This window comes from Bacteroides sp. D20, assembly GCF_003436255.1.
Classification (GTDB): domain Bacteria; phylum Bacteroidota; class Bacteroidia; order Bacteroidales; family Bacteroidaceae; genus Bacteroides; species Bacteroides uniformis.
Map to the genome: position 1 here is coordinate 17,959 of NZ_QSOO01000015.1, position 16,976 is coordinate 34,934.

Sequence of the window (16,976 nt, forward strand, 5' to 3'; positions counted from 1 at the left end):
TCATGTTATTGGTTTCATGTTTCCAGCAGGGTAAAGGAGACGGTCAGTATCACTTTCCCGTCACCCAGGCTGAAGACTTCCAGGCAGTCGTTCCGGATAGTCCTTTTCAGGATATTGCCCCGGTATCGGGAATTGCGTACCTTGAAGGTAAAATCATCAATGAACGAGCTGATGCAATGAAGCACGTGGTCGAATTCTTCCTTGCCGTACCGTTCCGTTTCAGGGAAGACGCCTTTCAGATGCGCCCGCAGGCCCAATATATAGCTTGGGGTCTTGTTCGTGATCTTCCTCGAGTATGTAATTCTGTATTTCCTGTCCATGATGTACCGTTCCATTTAACCGTTATCGTCATACCAGCCCCCGATATCATCGAAATAGCCGTTCGAGTCCCATTCTTCCAGCAAGGTGGTCGGATACGTCCATTCAAGGCTGTAAAACAGGTCCTGGCACACCTCTTCATTACCCTTGCACAGGGCGAGCAGTGAGTTATGCGTGAAACAGCCGTTACTGCTCTCCGGTACACGCCAGCCCTCATGGTCTTCTGCCGCGTATTCAGGTATATAGCACACTTCATCGGGGCGGTAGAGAAAGGCATCCTCGTTCTTGTAGATGTTTCCTTCCCCTCCGTATTCCAGTTCATAGAATACACCTTCCGGCGTTTCTATCCTTTTGCCAATTTCTATCATAGCGTTATCGTTTCGTGGGTATATATAATCACCATCCGGGAGGACAGCACCTTGTCGCGTACCGTGGGGTTGGCGATTGCCCAATCGGAATGGAAGCGCATGTCCGGAATGGATGCGGTGTCCACAATATCGCCCTCGTTTTCCAAATGGAGGTAATCCGGCTGGTACAGGTCGCAAAGATATTTACCGTCCGTGTCGCTGACGGCGTATATCCTGCCGTCGAGTGCAGCCGCCATTTCCTCCTCGCTGCGGTAGACCAGCAGGTATTTACAGCCGGCCTTCATCTCTTCCGCAATCCGCTTATGCAGCTCTTCGGGGGATAATTCACGCAGTCTCGACACGACCGCCCCGATACTTTCCACGGCATCGTAGCTGTCCAGGGCATCATGGCAGGTCGTTTCAAACTCCTCTTTCGGGCGACCCGCAAAATTGATGGTACGGACTTCCTGCCTGTGCCCGCCGAGCAGGTAAAAGGGCGTGCCGTTCCATTGTTCCTTTCTGACAGAGAGCGGCCGGGAACACTCCCGTGTCTGCCGGTTCACAGTGGCATACAGTTCCAGACTTTCCCCGCATTCCATATGCAGGATATGCCGGGCGAACTCCGCGAACGTCATGATTTTGATTCCTTCCCCGTTTGCCGTGAAGAAATCCTGTCTTGTCTGTTTCATAAATCCGTTTCTTTAAGAGTAGGTAATCGTTTTGTATAAGGGGTGGAATATTCACCTCGTTGTGAAAAAAAAGACCGCCGCAGCCGTAGCCGCGACGGCCCGTCATCATTATGGCATGTGATGAACAGGTTCTGTTTCCGTTATTCGTCTTCGTAGTATGGTACACCGTGCCTAACCAGTGCTTTTTCCATTTCTTCCCACCAGATTTCACTATGGCGGTCGTTGTTAAAATCGATGGACTCGCCTTCACCGAGCCGCAGCCGGTCGCGGGTCTCCATTTCCGTTTCGTACACAATCTGTTCCATCTGTTCGTCCGTAACATGGCAGGTGTTGAACGGCTCCGGCAGGGATTCCAGCTCCCTGCGTGACAGCTCGGATTGCCCGCAAGTGAAAACCTTGTCATAGAAAGCGTCGTCTTTCGGCGGCAGTTCGGGTTCTTGTTCCGGCAGCACATCCAGATAATCCGACTCGTACAGGTAGTTCCCGTCACGTCCCTGCGTCTGCCGGTTGTTCTCGAACTCTTCCAGGTCACTTTCTGTCAGGCGGAATTCCTTTTTCTTGCGCCGCAGGTACTCCATCATGTTTTCGAGGGAGGAGAACGGGGCTATGAGTTCCATGGAAGAACGGCTGTGCCAGGCGTCGCTCCTGTACAGCAGGTAGACCTGCGGACGGTTCCGGGCCGCCTCCTTGCGGTATTCGCCGAACTCGAATAGGGCATTGTCGAAACTTCCGAACGCCAGCCTGATCTTGTCCTCGATGGATATGGATTCCCGGTATTCCTCGAACCGGCACTGCACATACTCCATGAAATCCGTATTGCCCAGTGCCTCCATGAGCGTGGTGTCATCGGCCGAGAGCGCGATATCGGCCCCAGCGAAATTGTCGGCCGACAGCACGTGTTTCTCTTCATTGTATTCGTCTTCCGCCCGGCAGACGGCCAGTCCGGGCGTTTCCGCTTCAATCTCCACGACCTTGCGGAGTGTCTCTTCGATAGCTATCCGGTATTTTTTCATATCAGATGATGTTTATTTGTTTCAGTTCACGTTTGTAGTTTCTCAATGACGGCTTGTGCCCTTTCTCCCTTACGATCTGGCGCATCTGTGCAAAGGTATACGCCTTCTCCATGTCCAGATCGTAGTCCGTGGCGAATGCCGTCATGCCGACATAGCAGAATCCGAATTTTTGGTGCAGCATGTCGGCCGTATAAGGAGTCATGTCTTCCGCCAGGGTTACGGGGACGGCCATTCCCCGGATCTTGAACTTCAGCCCCTCGATAAGGGTCCCGCAGTTGTCGCTGTGGTAGGTCAGGCTCCCGCGCCGGGCGCAGTAACCGACGGTCTCGCCCATGAAGGTGTTGCGGAAGATTTCCGTACGGTTCAGGTCCTTCAATTTCTCGACACCGTAATAACAGATTGCCTGTACGGCTTTCAGCGACTTGTCCACTCGGGGCTTGACGAAACGCGGGTCATTCTCCGCCACGTTCTTTTCCAGCCACGTGCGGTGGAAGGTTCCGACAGGCACGTCGAACACCTTCTCCGGCGTGCAGTATTTTGAATCCGACCGGGTCATCATCAGGTGTGCCGAGGACGGCTCGTATCGTTCTTTCAGGTAAAAAGCCAGACAGGTATTGCCGATTTTGCAGTAAGTATAGTCGTCACGGCTGTTTTTCAGCGACAGCATCGTGGTTTCCCTGCCGTAAAACTTCTCGGGCAGTCCGGTCTGTCGGCAGAACTCCGTGAGGAAATGTCCGGGGATGGCATGTGCATAACTGCGCTCCCGGTAGCACTCTTTCGCCATTTGCGGGGTGATGAACCGTTTGGCAAAGTCACAGATATGGTAATGACCGTAATCATACGCCGCCTGTGTGTTCGCGGAGGTCTGGAACTTTTTGGGCATCTGGCGGAACCAGCGGAAACACGTCCCGTGCTCCATGCAGTAGTCGACAAATTCCCGCGTCCATACATTTTCAGGAAATTCGGGACAGTTGCCGTTTCTTCGGACGAACGCCTTGCATACTTCCGTCGTGAGCAGGGATTGTTCAGTTTCCCCATCGATATAGCAGTTTGTCTCCCGTTTGCTGTTATCGATGGCGATGACCAGTCTTTCCGGTGTCTTGAACCGCTTCGGCAGCTCCCCGAACATGTAAGGGTGTTTCTCCATCAGCCGGTCCGCCAGCATGTCATCCAGATATGCCGACAACGGCTTGAAAAACTGGGGGTCTGTGATGAAGTTTTTCCCTTCGGTCGAGCAGACAGCCGCATGGAGAATCCCATAGGAATAGAACCGGGCGGGAACAAGCGAGAGGTCATGTTCCGCCATCTTGCGGTAATACGCCGCGTTTTTGAAGCGCGGCGGCACAACGGCGTCGGTAACCGTGCTTAATATTTTCATCTCGTCGAGCATCCCGTAATAGAACCCTTGAGTCTTTACCCCAACGGGGACATATCCGAGGATAAGACCCGTTTTCATGACGGCGTCTGTCCTGCTGTCCGTGTAATACGGATCGTAAATATAGCTGCGCAAGGCCGAGTATGCCAGCTGTGCGTCCCAGAGGCGTTCAGGTATGAAAGCGAGAATGTCAAAATCACCGCGTCCGTTTCGTATGACCGCTTCCGCCATCCCACGGGTAACCATTGCCTCGGGAACGGCGGTGATGTTCTTCGGTTTTTTGCGCGTGGCATAGTCACAGACTGCCCCCGAACGGCACGCCTCCGGGATATTGCGCAGCTCGAAGCTGTGCCAGTTGTCCGTACTGCCCGCGATGATGCGTTCAATACGTTCGGGTGTGAGGAAGCGTCCCGGAATATGGCTCAGCACCTCTATTTCCTTGCTCTCGACGGCTGCCTCCACGATCTCTTCCGTGAACAGGCAGTCCGGCAGCCATTCTATGGCCGATACGATGTTATTGTGTAGCATACAGTTTCTTTTTAAGTTTGGATGATCGTACGATTCTCACAAGACGGCTACCGCGGTAGACATAGAGTATCCGGGATTCCCGTTCGGCAAGCTCCTGAAGCTCCTGCCAATGCGGCGTTTCGATCTTCTCGAGTCTGGCACGGTTATTTACATAAACAGTTATCGGCTTCATGCTGTCATGGGAGGGCGTGTCTTCAACGGAAAGCTGCAGTTCACGTCGTTCGCCCTTGTCTATGATATACCATTTACCACTATCGAACAGGAGGCACGTGTTCTCCATGCGGCTGAAAATGTCCGTGTTGTCCGCGATGCGTGATACGGATTGCTGCCGGGTCTCCCGTCCGTCACGGATCTTTGAAAAGCAATGGACAACGTCACCGGCCCCTGTCCATTTCCCATAGGGTGACGGTCCCAGTTTATGTATGTCGCCCAGCGAAAGCAGGGCGTCCACCCGGCAGTCGTTAGGATAGAACACCCGGAGTTTCCTCACAAGGTCTTTCGAAAGCGTCTCATGGAGCGCCTTGATGTGCCGGACTCTGCCGTCCGGCAACAGTTTCCCGATTTGTATGCTCATTGTCTTGTTTTTTATTAAAGTATAATCTGGCTGCTTTCTTTCTACCTGCAGCTTTGGCTGGAAATTGATATCTGCCGGATTACTTGCATGCGGTCGCCTGAAAAGGGTTGTTTGACCGGCATGACGATGGCCGGAGAGTGCATGGCAAACGGTTCCTTCCCGTCATTTCTTTGCTTTGTCTGGCAGGATTTCCCTGTCGGTTGCCGTACGGCAGAGCATCAGTTTTCCTGAACCGGTATGCTTGTACCCTTCCACGAGCTTCCCTTCGGCCAGCATCTTTTCGTAGATCTCACGGATATAGCGCCACGCCGGGGAGGTGCTTGAATAGACGGAACTCTCACGGAACGTCTTGACCCGGAGTTTTTCGACAAGTATCTCCTGCACCTGCTCACGGCTCTTGTACAAGTTCCGGCGTCTGGTACGGAAGGCTTCGCTGAATATCCCCTCAATGCCCATGGCATGGACTTCGCGGTAATACGCCAGTTCTTCCTCTTCCGTCAGGTCGAGGACTTCCCCGTAGGTGTCGGTACGCAGGTATTGGAATGTCGTACCTTGCGTCAGAATCTTCTCGATGCGTCCGATAAGTTCTTTCCTTACGGGACCGGAGAGTTCTTGCGGGTGGCAGTAGAGCCGTGTCTTATCCAGCACGACATCCGGACAACCGCCGTATTTGCGCTCCTCGATTGTGAAGCCGTTTTGCGAGAACAGGCTTCTGATTTCGGCGAAAAATGTCTCTGTCTTTTCCTCTGACATACCACGTCCCCATTCGTAACCGGATTCGATGCGGAAGTAGGTGTCTGTATATATCGGTTTATCCATTTTTACAGTGTTGTTTTTTAGATGTTGTCATATTAAGCATAGCCCGGAAACCAACCATCCGGTTTCCGGGCGTCCTTGAAATTGTTGTCAGATATGTATGGAATTGAATACCTTGTCGATGTCCTCCTGCGCCAGCCCGATGTAGCGTCGTGTGGTCTCCAGATTGGAATGGCGGAATATCTGGTTGAGCAGGATCAGGGCTTCCGCCGAACGCCCCATCATCTCGTAGACATAGCGCCCGAAGGTCTTGCGGAAGGTATGTGTGGAAAAAGCGCGTATGGGAATCCGGTATCTGACCCGGAACACCTTAAGCAACCGGTTGATGTATTCCAGAGAGTACGGATTGCCGGTTTGCGGGTTCATGAAAATCAGGTTTTCCACATCGGGGCTGCCCTGCAGCCCGTACAGATGCCGCGTCTTTTCCTGTACATATCGGCTGAACTTCACCATGCGGCTCTTGCGGGTTTTCTTCTCCGTCTTTACCAGCTGGTTGCGGCCGAGCACGTCTTTCCATCGGAGTGTACGTACGTCCGAAGCCCGGAATGCCGTACAGAATGACAGCCAGCAGTAGGTCGCCCACAGGTATTCACCGTCTTTTTCCAATGCATCGAGCAATTTTCGGAACATATCCATGGGAAGGTAGTCCGCTGTTGTCAGTTGTCCTCTGATGCGGGTCATGGTCAGGCTTCAGGCAGGTTTTCCGAGAGCATCAGCTCGGCCAATGCCCCGTTCTGGGGAATCATGGCTGGGATGTCCGTGCGACCGGGTTTGTAGATTTCGGTTGCCACGTTATAGATGTCCCACGCTGTAAGTGTTTTCTTCTCCTCGGCAAGTTTGAGCAGATCCTCGGTAAAAATTGAAATTTGGGACTGGTTGAGCGGGTAGGTTTCCACCTTGGACGAGAGGCGTTTGTCGGAACTGTCATGTGATACGCGCAAGGCGGTCAGCAGGCCGATGTAGGCGTACATTTCCACGGGGGTAATCACTTTCGCTTTCAGACGGCGGATACGTTCCCGGTCCTCATTCATCTGCACTTCGAAGTTAGACAACCATTCATCCACGCGCTCGAAAAGCTGTTCGGTGGAGGCCTTTTCTTTCCCATAGTTCGAAACGCTGCGTTCGGGAGAGAGGATGCACTGGTTGTGGCACACTTTAACGCAGGGGCCTATTGCAGCCTGTATGCCGTCCTGATGGAACGCAACGACCAGCGTGGTGGTCAACTCGTCCGTTTCCCATTCTTTGATGCGGATGGTCGTGTAGACACGGCGCAGAATATGTGCCTCGACAGCCGATGTTCCGAACTTCTGTTCCACCTGGGGCAGGACGACCACGCCGGGCTGGGCCTTGTTCTTGTTCTGGGCGGCGAAGATTTCCTCCACCTCGTAGTTCAGGTTGTGTTTCTGGCAGAGACCCGCCATGCGCTCTATCACCTCGTAATGGTAAATTCCCTTGAGCGGGTTGCCGTAGATGTCATTCTCCTTGTGTGTGCGTCGGAGCGTGTCGAGTGTCATCACCTCGACGTTGTTGTTCTGAAAATCGAACTGCACGGGGGCAGCCGTTGTTGCTAATGCTGTTGCCATAATGATTGGTGTTAAAAAGTTATACAATAAGAAAGGCGGTGGAGCGTCGTCCACCGCCTTCCGGAATTTATTCTGTCGCGTCGGGAAGATAGCGCCGGCATATCATGTCCGTGACGCTCGGATAGTAGGAGTTCCCGTAGGTGCCGTACGGGCCGTAACGGGCCAGGAAGCGGAAGTAAAAGTCCGCCGGACGGTTGTAGCTGGTGTGTATCCGGGTCTTCCTCAGCCGGTAGGCGTAGTCCATGGACGGCACCACCGTGACTTTCCGCCCGTTGAAATAGAAGTTGCCCTCCCTGTCCGAGGAGAACAGCACCTCCTGTCTTGCCGGACGGTCGTCGGCGACCACCCGGAAGAATTCGCCGAGGGAACGGCAGTTCTGGTATTCTATCGGGATCGCATCGCCCTCTCTCAGTTTCCGGTCCAGCTTGTCAAGCAGGCTGTTGATGGCCGGCGTGTACAGGTTCTCGGACTGGAAGCAGCACGTTTCCTGCCAGTGCTTCTCGAAAAGGGAGCTGATTTCAAGGATCAGCGAGAGGGTCTCACGCGCTGTCTGCGGTCTGTCGGCCAGATAATGGATGTATTCCGTCGCCAGCGTGGAGAGCGACAGGTATTCCTCCGGTGTGGGGGCGACCTTCTGGTGCAGGTTGCAGTGCCGTCCGACCAGTCCGTCGATGTCGGTCTCCTGCAATGCGTCGTCCGTCCATGCGAGGGTCCCTTCCGAACGGCAGGCGGGACATTTGTCCGCGCCGTGCGGAAGGAGCATCACTTTGCCGCAATCGGAACAGGTGACAAAATCACCACTGATTGCATATACGTCTACTGTCATTGTTTTCTCCATCCCTTAATCCTCCACGTAAGGCCATTCAAGGTGGCAGCCGTTGCATACAGCCACGCCCTCGTCACTAAGAATGTCAATATCGGTGCCCCCGCATTCGGGGCATACCGGTGCCATTTTCTTGTCCATTCGTCGACCTGCCGCTTCTTCCGTCAGAAGTATCGGCACCCAGTATGCCGATGTGCCGAAATCCCGTATCCCGTTTTCATCCTGTATGGGGTCACAGCCCTTCGTCCCCATGTATTTCTGGGAGTCCGGCCAGCATACGGCCCGGTAACACTTGTCCCGCTCGGGAGATTTGCCGGTATGGCGGACATAGTCTTCCTCGGACACGTAAAGCGCCCCGTTGTCCCCGCTTTCCCATGCCGGGTAACCGGTTCCTTCTTCCTCGAAAGGGGCACTGTCCCCGGGAAATTCCACGAGCACATACAGTTTGTCATCCCATGCCTGAAAACACTTGTCGCAGTGGAACCGGCTTTCGTGAATATCATAACGGATATTTTCCGAATTGCATTTCGGACAGATAATGTCTTTTGTTTTTACTTTCGGGAAACCCAGGATTTCTCCGGCGATAATTTCCATGCTGAGCCAGAACAACTGTTCATAGTAATCGTTCGCCATCTTTTTCGCCAGGTTCTGCATGTCGTCATCGCTGATCTTTTTCACATCGAAACCTTTCCCTTCCAGGTCATCGCGATGGACGGACGTGATGGGGAAATACCCGGCGTTCAGCTTCCGGATAAATTGTTTTTCCTCTTCTGTCGGTTCGGGTAAGTTGTTGAAATATTCCCTGAGCCGTTGATAAAGTTCTCTTACCATAATATTATTTTTGTGTTTAATCTAATACCCACCTGCCGAGGACCAGTAGTTCCGGTCCATGGTTTTCTCAAGTTCGAGGTCGGAATGTTCTTTCCAGAGGTCGAAGTCGTCAAGCAGCTCCGTTCCATCCTCCAGAGAAAGCACCGTATCCTTATTGTCCGACAGATAGTCTTGTATGTCATATCCGGACGGATAACGGTTTTCCCGGATGATTTCTTCTGCAGTTTCCTTGTCCATTCGGTTACCATTTTTCAGTCCGCCGACATTGCGGCCGGATTCATTTGTTTTGCCTTTTTCCTGTAAAACCCGTCGATGGCAAGGAAGTAGTCCCCCGCATCCCAATCAGTGCCCGCATGTTCAGTCTCGAATTCCTCCGCCCACCGGACGATCTCGGCATTGACGGCACGGGAATCCATATCTTCCCATAGGTTGTCCGCTCCGGCATTGTAGGCAAGGTCCACGACTGCCTCCTGCAACTTGTTGTAGCCGTTACACTCCCTGCCGTTGGAACGCAGCCATAAGTCCACATCGATGGCATCCTCTTCCGTCGTCCCGTTATGCAGGCACAGGCACTGCCCGTTGCCGTCATGGCATACGAGGACCGGATGTTTGGTGTCGGGACATATCCGTACCAGCAGTTCATTGGGGGCAAGTGTTTCGGTCTCACGCCCATTGAGCATTGTAGGAAGCGCCTGGTTGACCAGACTTAGGAGTTCCAATTCCTCCTTTGTTCCGGAAGGCTTGGAAACCAACAGGTTCTGTATGCGTTTAAGAAGATTGTAAACCATGAGTCAATAATTGTTATGTTCTTTCCAGATTTTACGTTTCTCGTCGTAGTTCTTGTTGCCCCACCATATATTGCAGGCTTTTACAAATGCCTGACGCTTGTTCTGACGGTAGCCTGTAATCTTCTCCATCTGATTTGAATCCAGCGAATCCCACCATTCCTGCATACGTCCCTTAAATTCTTTAAGCGTGGTAAAGGGCAGATGATCCTCGCATTCGTCACACCAGTTGTCATCACGGTCAATGCCCGTAGTGCCAATGAATATGCGGGTATTCGGGTCCACCCATGCCTGTGTCTGGATATTGTCTGAACCGCACTCGTCGCATACGGTAATCTCGTCGTCATCAGTATCATCAGGGATAAACCCGTATTCTTCCAGCCAGTGGGTGATATTGAGCAGTCCTTCGGTCTGTACGTTTTCGGCAGGCTCATCAAAATCCTCGCCGGCCTCACCGTTGAGCGTGCAGAGCAGTTTGCCGTTCCCGTTGATGAAAAGTTCATAAACTGTCGCACCTTCGTAACCGCCGTATCCGTAAAAAACGGGATTATGGACCACCACTATCGGGGAGGTTTCATACTCCGGTGATTCCGACTCCCGGTAATGCACGCCACGGTTACGGTAAAACGTGCCGATAATATTGTTCTCTTTTTCCACGGCACGGCGAATTTTCCCCAAAAGTGATTCTCTAATGGAGATGACACTGAGTTGCATATAATCCTTACGGATACGCCTGTACACTTCCAGCTCGAAGTTGTCTTGGACGGAATCGAAAGGGGATACGCCGGCGTTTTCTTGGATATATTTGTCCTCGTCGAAGTTATAGTGCCGGCAGACAATGTTCCTGATGCGGCGAAATTCCTCCCCGGCAAATTCGTGGATGCCATCCTCGCTTAGCGAAGTCGGGAAATAACAACCGGGCATGTGCGCTGTCATTTCGCGGTAAAGCGCGTCATCATCTTCCGGAAAAATTCTGTCTGTTTCCGGTACTGTGGGATTTTCTTGTTTCATGTTGATTGTTTTTATCTGTAGTTGAACAATTTCCGGTTTGCCGCCCGTTGCGTGGCGGTCACCATATTCTTATGTCATAGTCCTTGAAACAGTCCTCCAGCTCTTTGAGGCCTTCCAGGCTGTGCAGCCCTTCCTGGGAGCTTATCTCTATGTCCACGGACATGCCGTAATCCTCCTTTACTTTCACTTCCGAGTCGGGGAATACCTCCCTGACAGCTTCCGCTATGCGGGTGTTTTCTGTTCCGTTCTTAACGATGTTGAGTATCATATGTCTTTCTTTTTCTTATGCAGTACGGTATCGCTTCGATTCTGCGGATGTTGCTTTTGACTTCTTGTTTCATAAATTCCCAGGCTCTCGTTTTTCCGTTTCCGGTACCTTTCCCTGATACTGTCGATATTGTCGATGAAAGACCGGTAGTCTTCCATTTTACCGCAGTACATGCTGAACGGGCGTTCTCCGTAAAAGACCGCTCCCGTACAAAGCGTGAATCCCAAAGGTTTCAACAGGGATCCAATCCTTTTGTATTCCTCGTTGGATTTTCTTATCCGCTCCAACAGTTCGGGCCTTATTTTATTCATTGCAGTATTTATTTGTCTGATTCTGTCTTGTTTTTACTGCGCCGGTAAACCGGGCATCGTGTCCGGTATTTGCATTCGCCCCGGGCCGCGTCGGTATGCGCCCGGTGCCATTCATCCCAGCTTTTCACTCCATTGTCCGTAAGGAATGTGATCAGTTGCATGCAGCAGAAACCGCTTTCCTCACGGTTCCGGTCGTGAAGGTTGGCCAGTCCGTTGTCCTTGAATCTCATTTGGAGGATTATTACAAGGAAATCATTTCCACGATGGCACGGATCGTGTCATCCTCGAAATATCCCAGCGGGATTACCGCACACGGAGTACAGTCTTTTGAAAGCATGATATCTGGAATATACACGTTCTTTTCCGTATCAAAGATGACGGGCTTGCCCGCATCATCGGTCAGGTCCCATTTACCACCGTTGTGTTTCAGCTGCCCCATGATATAGCCGAGCATCTCGGATGCTTCGGCATTTTCTTCTGGTTTAATAGTTTTACTTGTTTCCATATCAATATTTATTGTTTTTTCGCTTTTAGCATTTGTTTTCTCATGGCAAGCAGTATTGCCTCGATGCCTCGGACACTCACCTCGTTCTCTTTCAGTTTGTAATAGTAGGTGTTCGCCCCGTTGTAGTCTTCCCTTGCCTTGCGCAACCTGCATTCCTTGGCGTCACGGACTTGTTCATAGGACAAGTCGTAACCGATGAACTCGTCCATGAAGTAGGACATGGCAGAGTGGCCCTTCCTGTAGCGGGTCTCCACCACGGTGCTGCCGATGTCCTCGCACCGTTTGCCGAGCGTCCGGAGCACGTCGCTAATATGCCGGTCATGGAACTCGTAACCGAAAAAATGGGTGTGTCCGTAATATATTCCCTGTACTTTCCTCGCATAATATTCGTACCACCGGGCGTCGCATTCGGTATGTTTCTGGGTGACCCGGCAGATGGCGTACTTCTCACCGATCCATGTAAAATGTGCCAAAGTCTCGCTTGCCACCGTTTCATGCCGACAATATTGCCAGTTGGCCTCTTCAGTCCCGTTGAGCGGGCGGAACGATTGCTTGAGAATCCATTCCTTGAAACCGTTCCGTGTCACTCCCGGATAGTTGCCGGCAATCTTCCTCCACTCTTCGGTGTAGGTATCTTCCAATGTCGCAAAACTTTTCGCGTAACGTCTGCGGTTATTGCTGTCCCGCGTGATTTCCCGCCAGCTTTGGTCGCACACTGTTATAGCGATGTCGTTATTGATTGCGTAATCGCGTTCGCAACAGCCGGATGGGGCGTCACATAGCCAGTACCAGCAATTCTCACCGTAAGTATCGCGGCAGACGTAGCGTTTTGGTTTGCCTTCGGGTGTCTGTAGTTGCCAGACTTCCATACACTCCCCGTGTCTGATATGGTTCAAGCGTACCCTGATGCCTTTATTTTCCTGCTTTACTTCCATGGTAGTCGGTATCATTCTTCCACAAGGCTTTTTTCGTAATCGGGAAAAGTGTCCGGCGCGAGCAGCGCGAGCCGTTCCCTGTCGAACAGGTAGGCGTGCATCGTGACGAATCCGTTCTGGATATCGGGTATGACATGGGAGCGGCAGGCGATGCCGTTCCGGGTGAGAAACTCGCCCATTCCCTCGTTCTCGCTGTACTCCTTGACGAAGGCATAATACGGAGGAAGGGGGCGCATGTTTACCGTCACGTCGGTGAAGGATCCCCATGATGTCACGTTGTCATTCTCCGGTGAGAGAAGTCCCACGTAAAGGTTTCCGGGAGAATCGTAGGAAAATACTTCCAGCCGTACCGGAATGCCGTCAGGGTATGTCCTGTTTACATACCGCAGTTGCCCGGCGGGAGGGGTTTCCCATCCGGGAAGATCGAAACGGCAGCTGCCTTCCATGATTTGCTCGCCGTCAACCCTGACCGTGCTCCCGTCATTATGTGCGAGTACGAACGTGGGACAGTCGCCGATGCGGCAGTTTTTCTCCTTCAGTGTCAGGGGATTGTCCATGTCCTTCCCGTGAAGACAGGTACAGTGGATGGTGCTCCCGGGTTCCAACAGGCATAGCTCGTCAAGAAGCTGGAAGGGAGACCGGATTACCCTGGCGGCGCTTTTTTTATTCTCCTTTTCGAGAAGGCGGTAGATCTCTTCAAGGTCATATTCGTTGTCTATCGGTTGCCCGTACTCCGTATCCACGATGACCACACCGGTATTGGCCAGGTGGCATTCCGCTATTGTCTTGTCATAATCGCTCCATTCAGGATTGATTTCTGTTACCGTATTGAATTCAAGTCCGTATGATGTTCTCATTATATATGTTTTTTATATTGTAGTTATACTTTTGAATTGTATTTTTAGTTATTGTGACTGTTTTTCCTGTTCTGTGTTCTGTGGGATACCGTTCCCATTCTTTTCCAGCCAATGATAATAGGCGAGCGCCTCATCATAGTCTTCCCGTGCCTTTCGTAACCTGCATTCCTTGGCGTCACGGACTTGTTCATGGGACAGGTCGTAACCGATGATCTCGTCCATGAAATAGGAAACCGTGCGCCCGTAGTAGTGGTCCGTGCGGGTTTCCACCACAGTACGGAAGATGTCGTCACACCGCCTGCCGAGTGTTCCGATTACGTCGCTGACATGTCGGTCATGGAACTCGTATCCGAAAAAACGGACGTAACTTTCGTGTTCCTGCCGGTTTGTCTTGCCCGCGTAATACTCGTACCACCGTGCATCGCATTTGGTGTGCCGCCGGGTGACCTTGAAGATGGCGTACTCTTCACTGATCCATGTAAAACGCGAGAGAATCTCGCTTGCCTCTTCCTCACAGTAGCAATCCCGCCAGTTCAGCTCCTCGGTCTGGCTGAGCGGAAGGAATGACTGTTTGGTAATCCACTGCCCGAAACCTTTGCGTGTGACATGCGGAAGCCCTTTCACGACCTTGTCCCATGCCTCGTTGCATGCCTCGTCCAATGAAGGGAAACTTTCGGGAAAGCGTTCCCTGTCCATTCCGTCACGCAGTACCTCGTTCCATTTCTTGTCACATATGACAAGGATGAGGTCCGTCCTTACGTGGCAGTCCCTCTCGCAATATCCGTAGGGGGCATCGCAGAGCGTGTACCACTCCTTCGGACCATAACCGTCATCACGTCCCAGATAGCGCCCGGGCTTGCCTTCCTCCGTCTGTACTTCCCAGACTTCCGTGCAGTTCCCGCGATCTATATGATGCAGGCGTACCTTAATCTCCTTATAATCTTGTTTTTCTTCCATGTCAATCATTTTTTCTATTTTATGCTGCCGCCTTGTCCAGTCCGTCGATGATATGCCTGCATTCGGCTTCCATCTCTTTCAGACTGTCCGTTCCGTAGAATCCCCAACAGCTGTCCAGTTCGTTGGAGTCGTCATCCTCCGGTGTTATGCAATATCCGAAGACCTCTCCGGTGTAGTAGTCGTCAAGGGTTTTGATTTCACCTTGCAGGTATTCCTCGATCCGCTTCCTGCGTTCCACGGTGATGTTCTTCCACCCGTATTCCCGGCGCACCTTGTCCAACGGTACCGCGATGATGCCGAAAAATCCGGAATCCCACGGGCAGCTGAACGGCGAGGTGGATACCGTAGTGCCGCTATGCTCGTAGAGATAGACCGGCAAGGCGATATACTCCTTCAGGAACGATCCCCGGAAATTTCCGATGCGCCCGTCAAAAACCTTGTCGATATCAAAGTGCTCATCGAACTCCTTCTCCGGGCGGTAGCGACGGTGTGCCGTGTAGAGCGTACCGAGGTTGTCGAACATTTTTCGCGGGCTTCCGGCATCGTCATCATAGTAGATGTTGATGTGGTATCCGTTATATTTGATTTGATTATACAGGTTCATCCGCTTGGCTTTTAAGTTCCACTCTTTGTCCATTTACTTTTGCAACCAGTGTGTCCACACTCTCCACGGGGGCGCAGACATTGTTCATGCCGTTGATATCACCGAGCGTACCCGGAGCGAATCGGCGTGTGACTTCCCCGGTGTCATAACTGAGGACACCGCCGTCAAACGTGAAAGTCAGGCCGACGGTCCCGCCGTTTTGTGCTTCCCCGTAAACAGAACATGCTGCCCTCAGCCCATGGGTGTACAGGTTTTCGGCACTCCATGCCACCTCCGGGGTGAGGCGTGCCACTTCCCGCATGAGGGGAGCCACGATTTCCTTCGTCCACCACGGCCTTTCGATACGTTTCTGCTGTTCTGACAGCCTGATGATCCGCTTTTCATGCCAGGCAATTTTCCGGCGGGTCGCATCAATCCTTCCTTGCAGTTCATCCCGTTGCTGCCTGTACCTGTCTATCTTGTGCAGATAGTCCGCAATACATTTTCTTACTATGTCCGTTTCCATTTCAAGTTCTGTTACAGAGTTGTACAAATTGTTCCGTAATCTCATCCCGCTCGAACTCGTCGCAGTTCAGGTCGAAAAATATGCCTGAAGCCGCAAGCATGTCACGGGCTTCCCCGTAGGTGATGTCATTCCTGTACCGGTATCTCTCCACCATGTCCTGATGTTCGGCTTCCGCCCGGTCATGCAGTCTCTTTTTATACTGCCTGTACCATGTGGGGAACTGTTCCCTGAAAACCATATGTTCCAGCTGCAAGTCCCGGTATCTGCCCGGTGCCAGCAGGATGTGCCTGTCAATATAGGACTTCGCCTCGGCTATGATTCCCTCCCTGGTGAAGGGACGGTGGGAACGTGCCGTGAAATCTACCCATCCTTTGTGCAGGGGATGCTCGATTTCAATCCGCACGCCCTGCCGCCTGACGTGTACCACGATATAGGCGGTCCGGTGGGGGAACATATCGTCCTTAAGACTCACTTCCCGGCAGGTCAGCGGGTCAATATGGATGTAATGATCCTGCCTTGCGCCCCCGAGGAACCTTTCAAGCTGCCGCATTGACTGGCAGTAGATGAATGTTCCCACGCGGCACTGGCCGCGGCGAATATCGCCGTAATAGTACTTTCTTGCCTTTGCCCCGGTGATGCGGGACTCGTCCGATACTTCGAAATAGCTCCGATAGGTGTCATCCGTACGACAGAAGTCGTATATTTCCTGAAAGGTTCTTGCTCTCATACTGGTGTCTTTTTTAGTGTTCCCGTTTTTTGTCCGGAGGAAATTCCCCCGTCTTGTAAAATATCTCTCCGAGACGGTCCGCCTGTTCCGCCAGGCCTCTCTTCCAGACAGCCGACACGGCCTCGCGTGCGGCCTTCTCGTACATGCCCAGCAGCACCGCCTCGGGCAGGCGTTTCGTCCGCCACACCTCCTGTGCGGTGGCGAGCATCTCCACCCTGCAGCCCAGATGGCTGGCCGTGAGGATAATGACGGCATTACCGATGAAGTTCGGTACGCGTTCTTCCTGTTGTTCTCCTTTCATTGTTCCGTACCTTTAATCCGTTTCGAACTCGTCTTCATAGACCTCGATTTCCTTCCCGCTCTCACAGATGCGTACCAGCCAGGTGTATTGGAGCCGTTCCAGCAGCTCTATGCGGCGATAGCCCTTGTAGGGCACTTTCAATGTTGCAATGTCTCCCGGTTGCATGTCAGGCGGATATTTCAAATTGGACCAGGAAATGGAACTCGCTTATCAGGCTGCGGATGTACGGTACTGATTTCGGATCCTCCCCGTAAGGATAGAAGATGGTCCGGCAGCGCGTCAGGCATCGGATACCCTGTTTTCGTAACCGGTA

Annotated in this window: 26 protein-coding genes; all 26 read right to left on the bottom strand. The window is 52.3% G+C overall.

Translation table 11 applies throughout. The features are described 5' to 3' along the window. Nucleotides 1-14 precede the first annotated feature (14 nt). The 26 genes from DXD78_RS15000 to DXD78_RS21205 all read right to left on the bottom strand — a co-directional run bounded on the left by DXD78_RS15000 (nucleotide 15) and on the right by DXD78_RS21205 (nucleotide 16,828). Nucleotides 15-335 (bottom strand): hypothetical protein, encoded by a 321-nt coding sequence (locus DXD78_RS15000; protein WP_101602808.1) that lies wholly within the window; start codon nucleotides 333-335, stop codon nucleotides 15-17. Next, nucleotides 336-686 carry a thrombopoietin receptor gene (locus DXD78_RS15005; protein WP_101602807.1) on the bottom strand — a complete coding sequence of 117 codons (351 nt, stop codon included), beginning with the start codon at nucleotides 684-686 and terminating at the stop codon, nucleotides 336-338. Then, nucleotides 683-1,354, bottom strand: a complete 672-nt coding sequence (locus DXD78_RS15010) for a tyrosine protein kinase (protein ID WP_101602806.1) — start codon at nucleotides 1,352-1,354, stop codon at nucleotides 683-685. The genes DXD78_RS15005 and DXD78_RS15010 overlap by 4 nt, the downstream gene beginning before the upstream one ends. A gap of 140 nt (nucleotides 1,355-1,494) precedes the next feature. Beyond that, nucleotides 1,495-2,367, bottom strand: a complete 873-nt coding sequence (locus DXD78_RS15015; RefSeq protein WP_117652805.1) for a DpnD/PcfM family protein — start codon at nucleotides 2,365-2,367, stop codon at nucleotides 1,495-1,497. Nucleotide 2,368: 1 nt separating this feature from the next. Beyond that, nucleotides 2,369-4,270: a hypothetical protein gene (locus tag DXD78_RS15020; protein ID WP_101602804.1), complete on the bottom strand. Its 1,902-nt coding sequence runs from the start codon at nucleotides 4,268-4,270 to the stop codon at nucleotides 2,369-2,371. Then, a complete protein-coding gene (locus DXD78_RS15025; protein ID WP_101602803.1) occupies nucleotides 4,257-4,844 on the bottom strand; it encodes a hypothetical protein in 588 nt (195 codons plus the stop codon). Before DXD78_RS15025 ends, DXD78_RS15020 begins: the two co-directional genes overlap by 14 nt. Nucleotides 4,845-5,006: 162 nt before the next feature. Then, the gene (locus DXD78_RS15030) at nucleotides 5,007-5,663 is read right to left on the bottom strand and encodes a hypothetical protein (RefSeq protein ID WP_101602802.1); all 657 of its coding nucleotides are present in this window, start codon (nucleotides 5,661-5,663) and stop codon (nucleotides 5,007-5,009) included. Between the two features lie 87 nt (nucleotides 5,664-5,750). After that, nucleotides 5,751-6,341, bottom strand: coding sequence for a tyrosine-type recombinase/integrase (locus DXD78_RS15035; RefSeq protein ID WP_101602801.1), 591 nt, complete (start codon nucleotides 6,339-6,341; stop codon nucleotides 5,751-5,753). Between the two features lie 2 nt (nucleotides 6,342-6,343). After that, nucleotides 6,344-7,243 carry a DUF932 domain-containing protein gene (locus tag DXD78_RS15040; protein WP_101602800.1) on the bottom strand — a complete coding sequence of 300 codons (900 nt, stop codon included), beginning with the start codon at nucleotides 7,241-7,243 and terminating at the stop codon, nucleotides 6,344-6,346. Between the two features lie 67 nt (nucleotides 7,244-7,310). Next, on the bottom strand, nucleotides 7,311-8,069 hold the full coding sequence (locus DXD78_RS15045) for a hypothetical protein (protein ID WP_229093119.1): 759 nt from the start codon (nucleotides 8,067-8,069) through the stop codon (nucleotides 7,311-7,313). A 15-nt stretch (nucleotides 8,070-8,084) separates the two neighbouring features. Further along, a complete protein-coding gene (locus DXD78_RS15050; protein ID WP_101602798.1) occupies nucleotides 8,085-8,897 on the bottom strand; it encodes a hypothetical protein in 813 nt (270 codons plus the stop codon). Nucleotides 8,898-8,918: 21 nt separating this feature from the next. Then, the gene (locus tag DXD78_RS15055; protein WP_101602797.1) at nucleotides 8,919-9,134 is read right to left on the bottom strand and encodes a hypothetical protein; all 216 of its coding nucleotides are present in this window, start codon (nucleotides 9,132-9,134) and stop codon (nucleotides 8,919-8,921) included. 14 nt (nucleotides 9,135-9,148) lie between these two features. Then, a complete protein-coding gene (locus tag DXD78_RS15060) occupies nucleotides 9,149-9,685 on the bottom strand; it encodes a hypothetical protein (RefSeq protein WP_101602796.1) in 537 nt (178 codons plus the stop codon). A 3-nt stretch (nucleotides 9,686-9,688) separates the two neighbouring features. Beyond that, a complete protein-coding gene (locus tag DXD78_RS15065) occupies nucleotides 9,689-10,693 on the bottom strand; it encodes a hypothetical protein (protein ID WP_101602795.1) in 1,005 nt (334 codons plus the stop codon). A 58-nt stretch (nucleotides 10,694-10,751) separates the two neighbouring features. Beyond that, the gene (locus DXD78_RS15070; RefSeq protein ID WP_057279715.1) at nucleotides 10,752-10,961 is read right to left on the bottom strand and encodes a hypothetical protein; all 210 of its coding nucleotides are present in this window, start codon (nucleotides 10,959-10,961) and stop codon (nucleotides 10,752-10,754) included. Then, nucleotides 10,958-11,272: a hypothetical protein gene (locus DXD78_RS15075; RefSeq protein WP_101602794.1), complete on the bottom strand. Its 315-nt coding sequence runs from the start codon at nucleotides 11,270-11,272 to the stop codon at nucleotides 10,958-10,960. The genes DXD78_RS15070 and DXD78_RS15075 overlap by 4 nt, the downstream gene beginning before the upstream one ends. A gap of 8 nt (nucleotides 11,273-11,280) precedes the next feature. Continuing rightward, nucleotides 11,281-11,502, bottom strand: coding sequence for a hypothetical protein (locus DXD78_RS15080; RefSeq protein ID WP_057279717.1), 222 nt, complete (start codon nucleotides 11,500-11,502; stop codon nucleotides 11,281-11,283). Between the two features lie 11 nt (nucleotides 11,503-11,513). After that, the gene (locus DXD78_RS15085) at nucleotides 11,514-11,777 is read right to left on the bottom strand and encodes a hypothetical protein (RefSeq protein WP_101602793.1); all 264 of its coding nucleotides are present in this window, start codon (nucleotides 11,775-11,777) and stop codon (nucleotides 11,514-11,516) included. Between the two features lie 8 nt (nucleotides 11,778-11,785). Continuing rightward, nucleotides 11,786-12,727, bottom strand: a complete 942-nt coding sequence (locus tag DXD78_RS15090; protein ID WP_229093120.1) for a hypothetical protein — start codon at nucleotides 12,725-12,727, stop codon at nucleotides 11,786-11,788. After that, the gene (locus DXD78_RS15095; protein WP_101602792.1) at nucleotides 12,724-13,569 is read right to left on the bottom strand and encodes a DUF4313 domain-containing protein; all 846 of its coding nucleotides are present in this window, start codon (nucleotides 13,567-13,569) and stop codon (nucleotides 12,724-12,726) included. The genes DXD78_RS15090 and DXD78_RS15095 overlap by 4 nt, the downstream gene beginning before the upstream one ends. A gap of 48 nt (nucleotides 13,570-13,617) precedes the next feature. Further along, complete coding sequence (locus DXD78_RS15100) at nucleotides 13,618-14,526, bottom strand: hypothetical protein (RefSeq protein ID WP_101604281.1); 909 nt, start codon at nucleotides 14,524-14,526, stop codon at nucleotides 13,618-13,620. Between the two features lie 19 nt (nucleotides 14,527-14,545). Beyond that, a complete protein-coding gene (locus DXD78_RS15105) occupies nucleotides 14,546-15,130 on the bottom strand; it encodes a hypothetical protein (RefSeq protein ID WP_048697822.1) in 585 nt (194 codons plus the stop codon). Continuing rightward, nucleotides 15,117-15,635 (bottom strand): hypothetical protein, encoded by a 519-nt coding sequence (locus DXD78_RS15110; RefSeq protein WP_101602791.1) that lies wholly within the window; start codon nucleotides 15,633-15,635, stop codon nucleotides 15,117-15,119. Before DXD78_RS15110 ends, DXD78_RS15105 begins: the two co-directional genes overlap by 14 nt. Before the next feature lies 1 nt (nucleotide 15,636). Further along, nucleotides 15,637-16,362, bottom strand: a complete 726-nt coding sequence (locus DXD78_RS15115) for a hypothetical protein (RefSeq protein WP_101602790.1) — start codon at nucleotides 16,360-16,362, stop codon at nucleotides 15,637-15,639. A 13-nt stretch (nucleotides 16,363-16,375) separates the two neighbouring features. Then, complete coding sequence (locus DXD78_RS15120; RefSeq protein ID WP_101602789.1) at nucleotides 16,376-16,663, bottom strand: hypothetical protein; 288 nt, start codon at nucleotides 16,661-16,663, stop codon at nucleotides 16,376-16,378. A 12-nt stretch (nucleotides 16,664-16,675) separates the two neighbouring features. Then, on the bottom strand, nucleotides 16,676-16,828 hold the full coding sequence (locus DXD78_RS21205) for a hypothetical protein (RefSeq protein ID WP_162838072.1): 153 nt from the start codon (nucleotides 16,826-16,828) through the stop codon (nucleotides 16,676-16,678). Nucleotides 16,829-16,976: the final 148 nt, after the last annotated feature.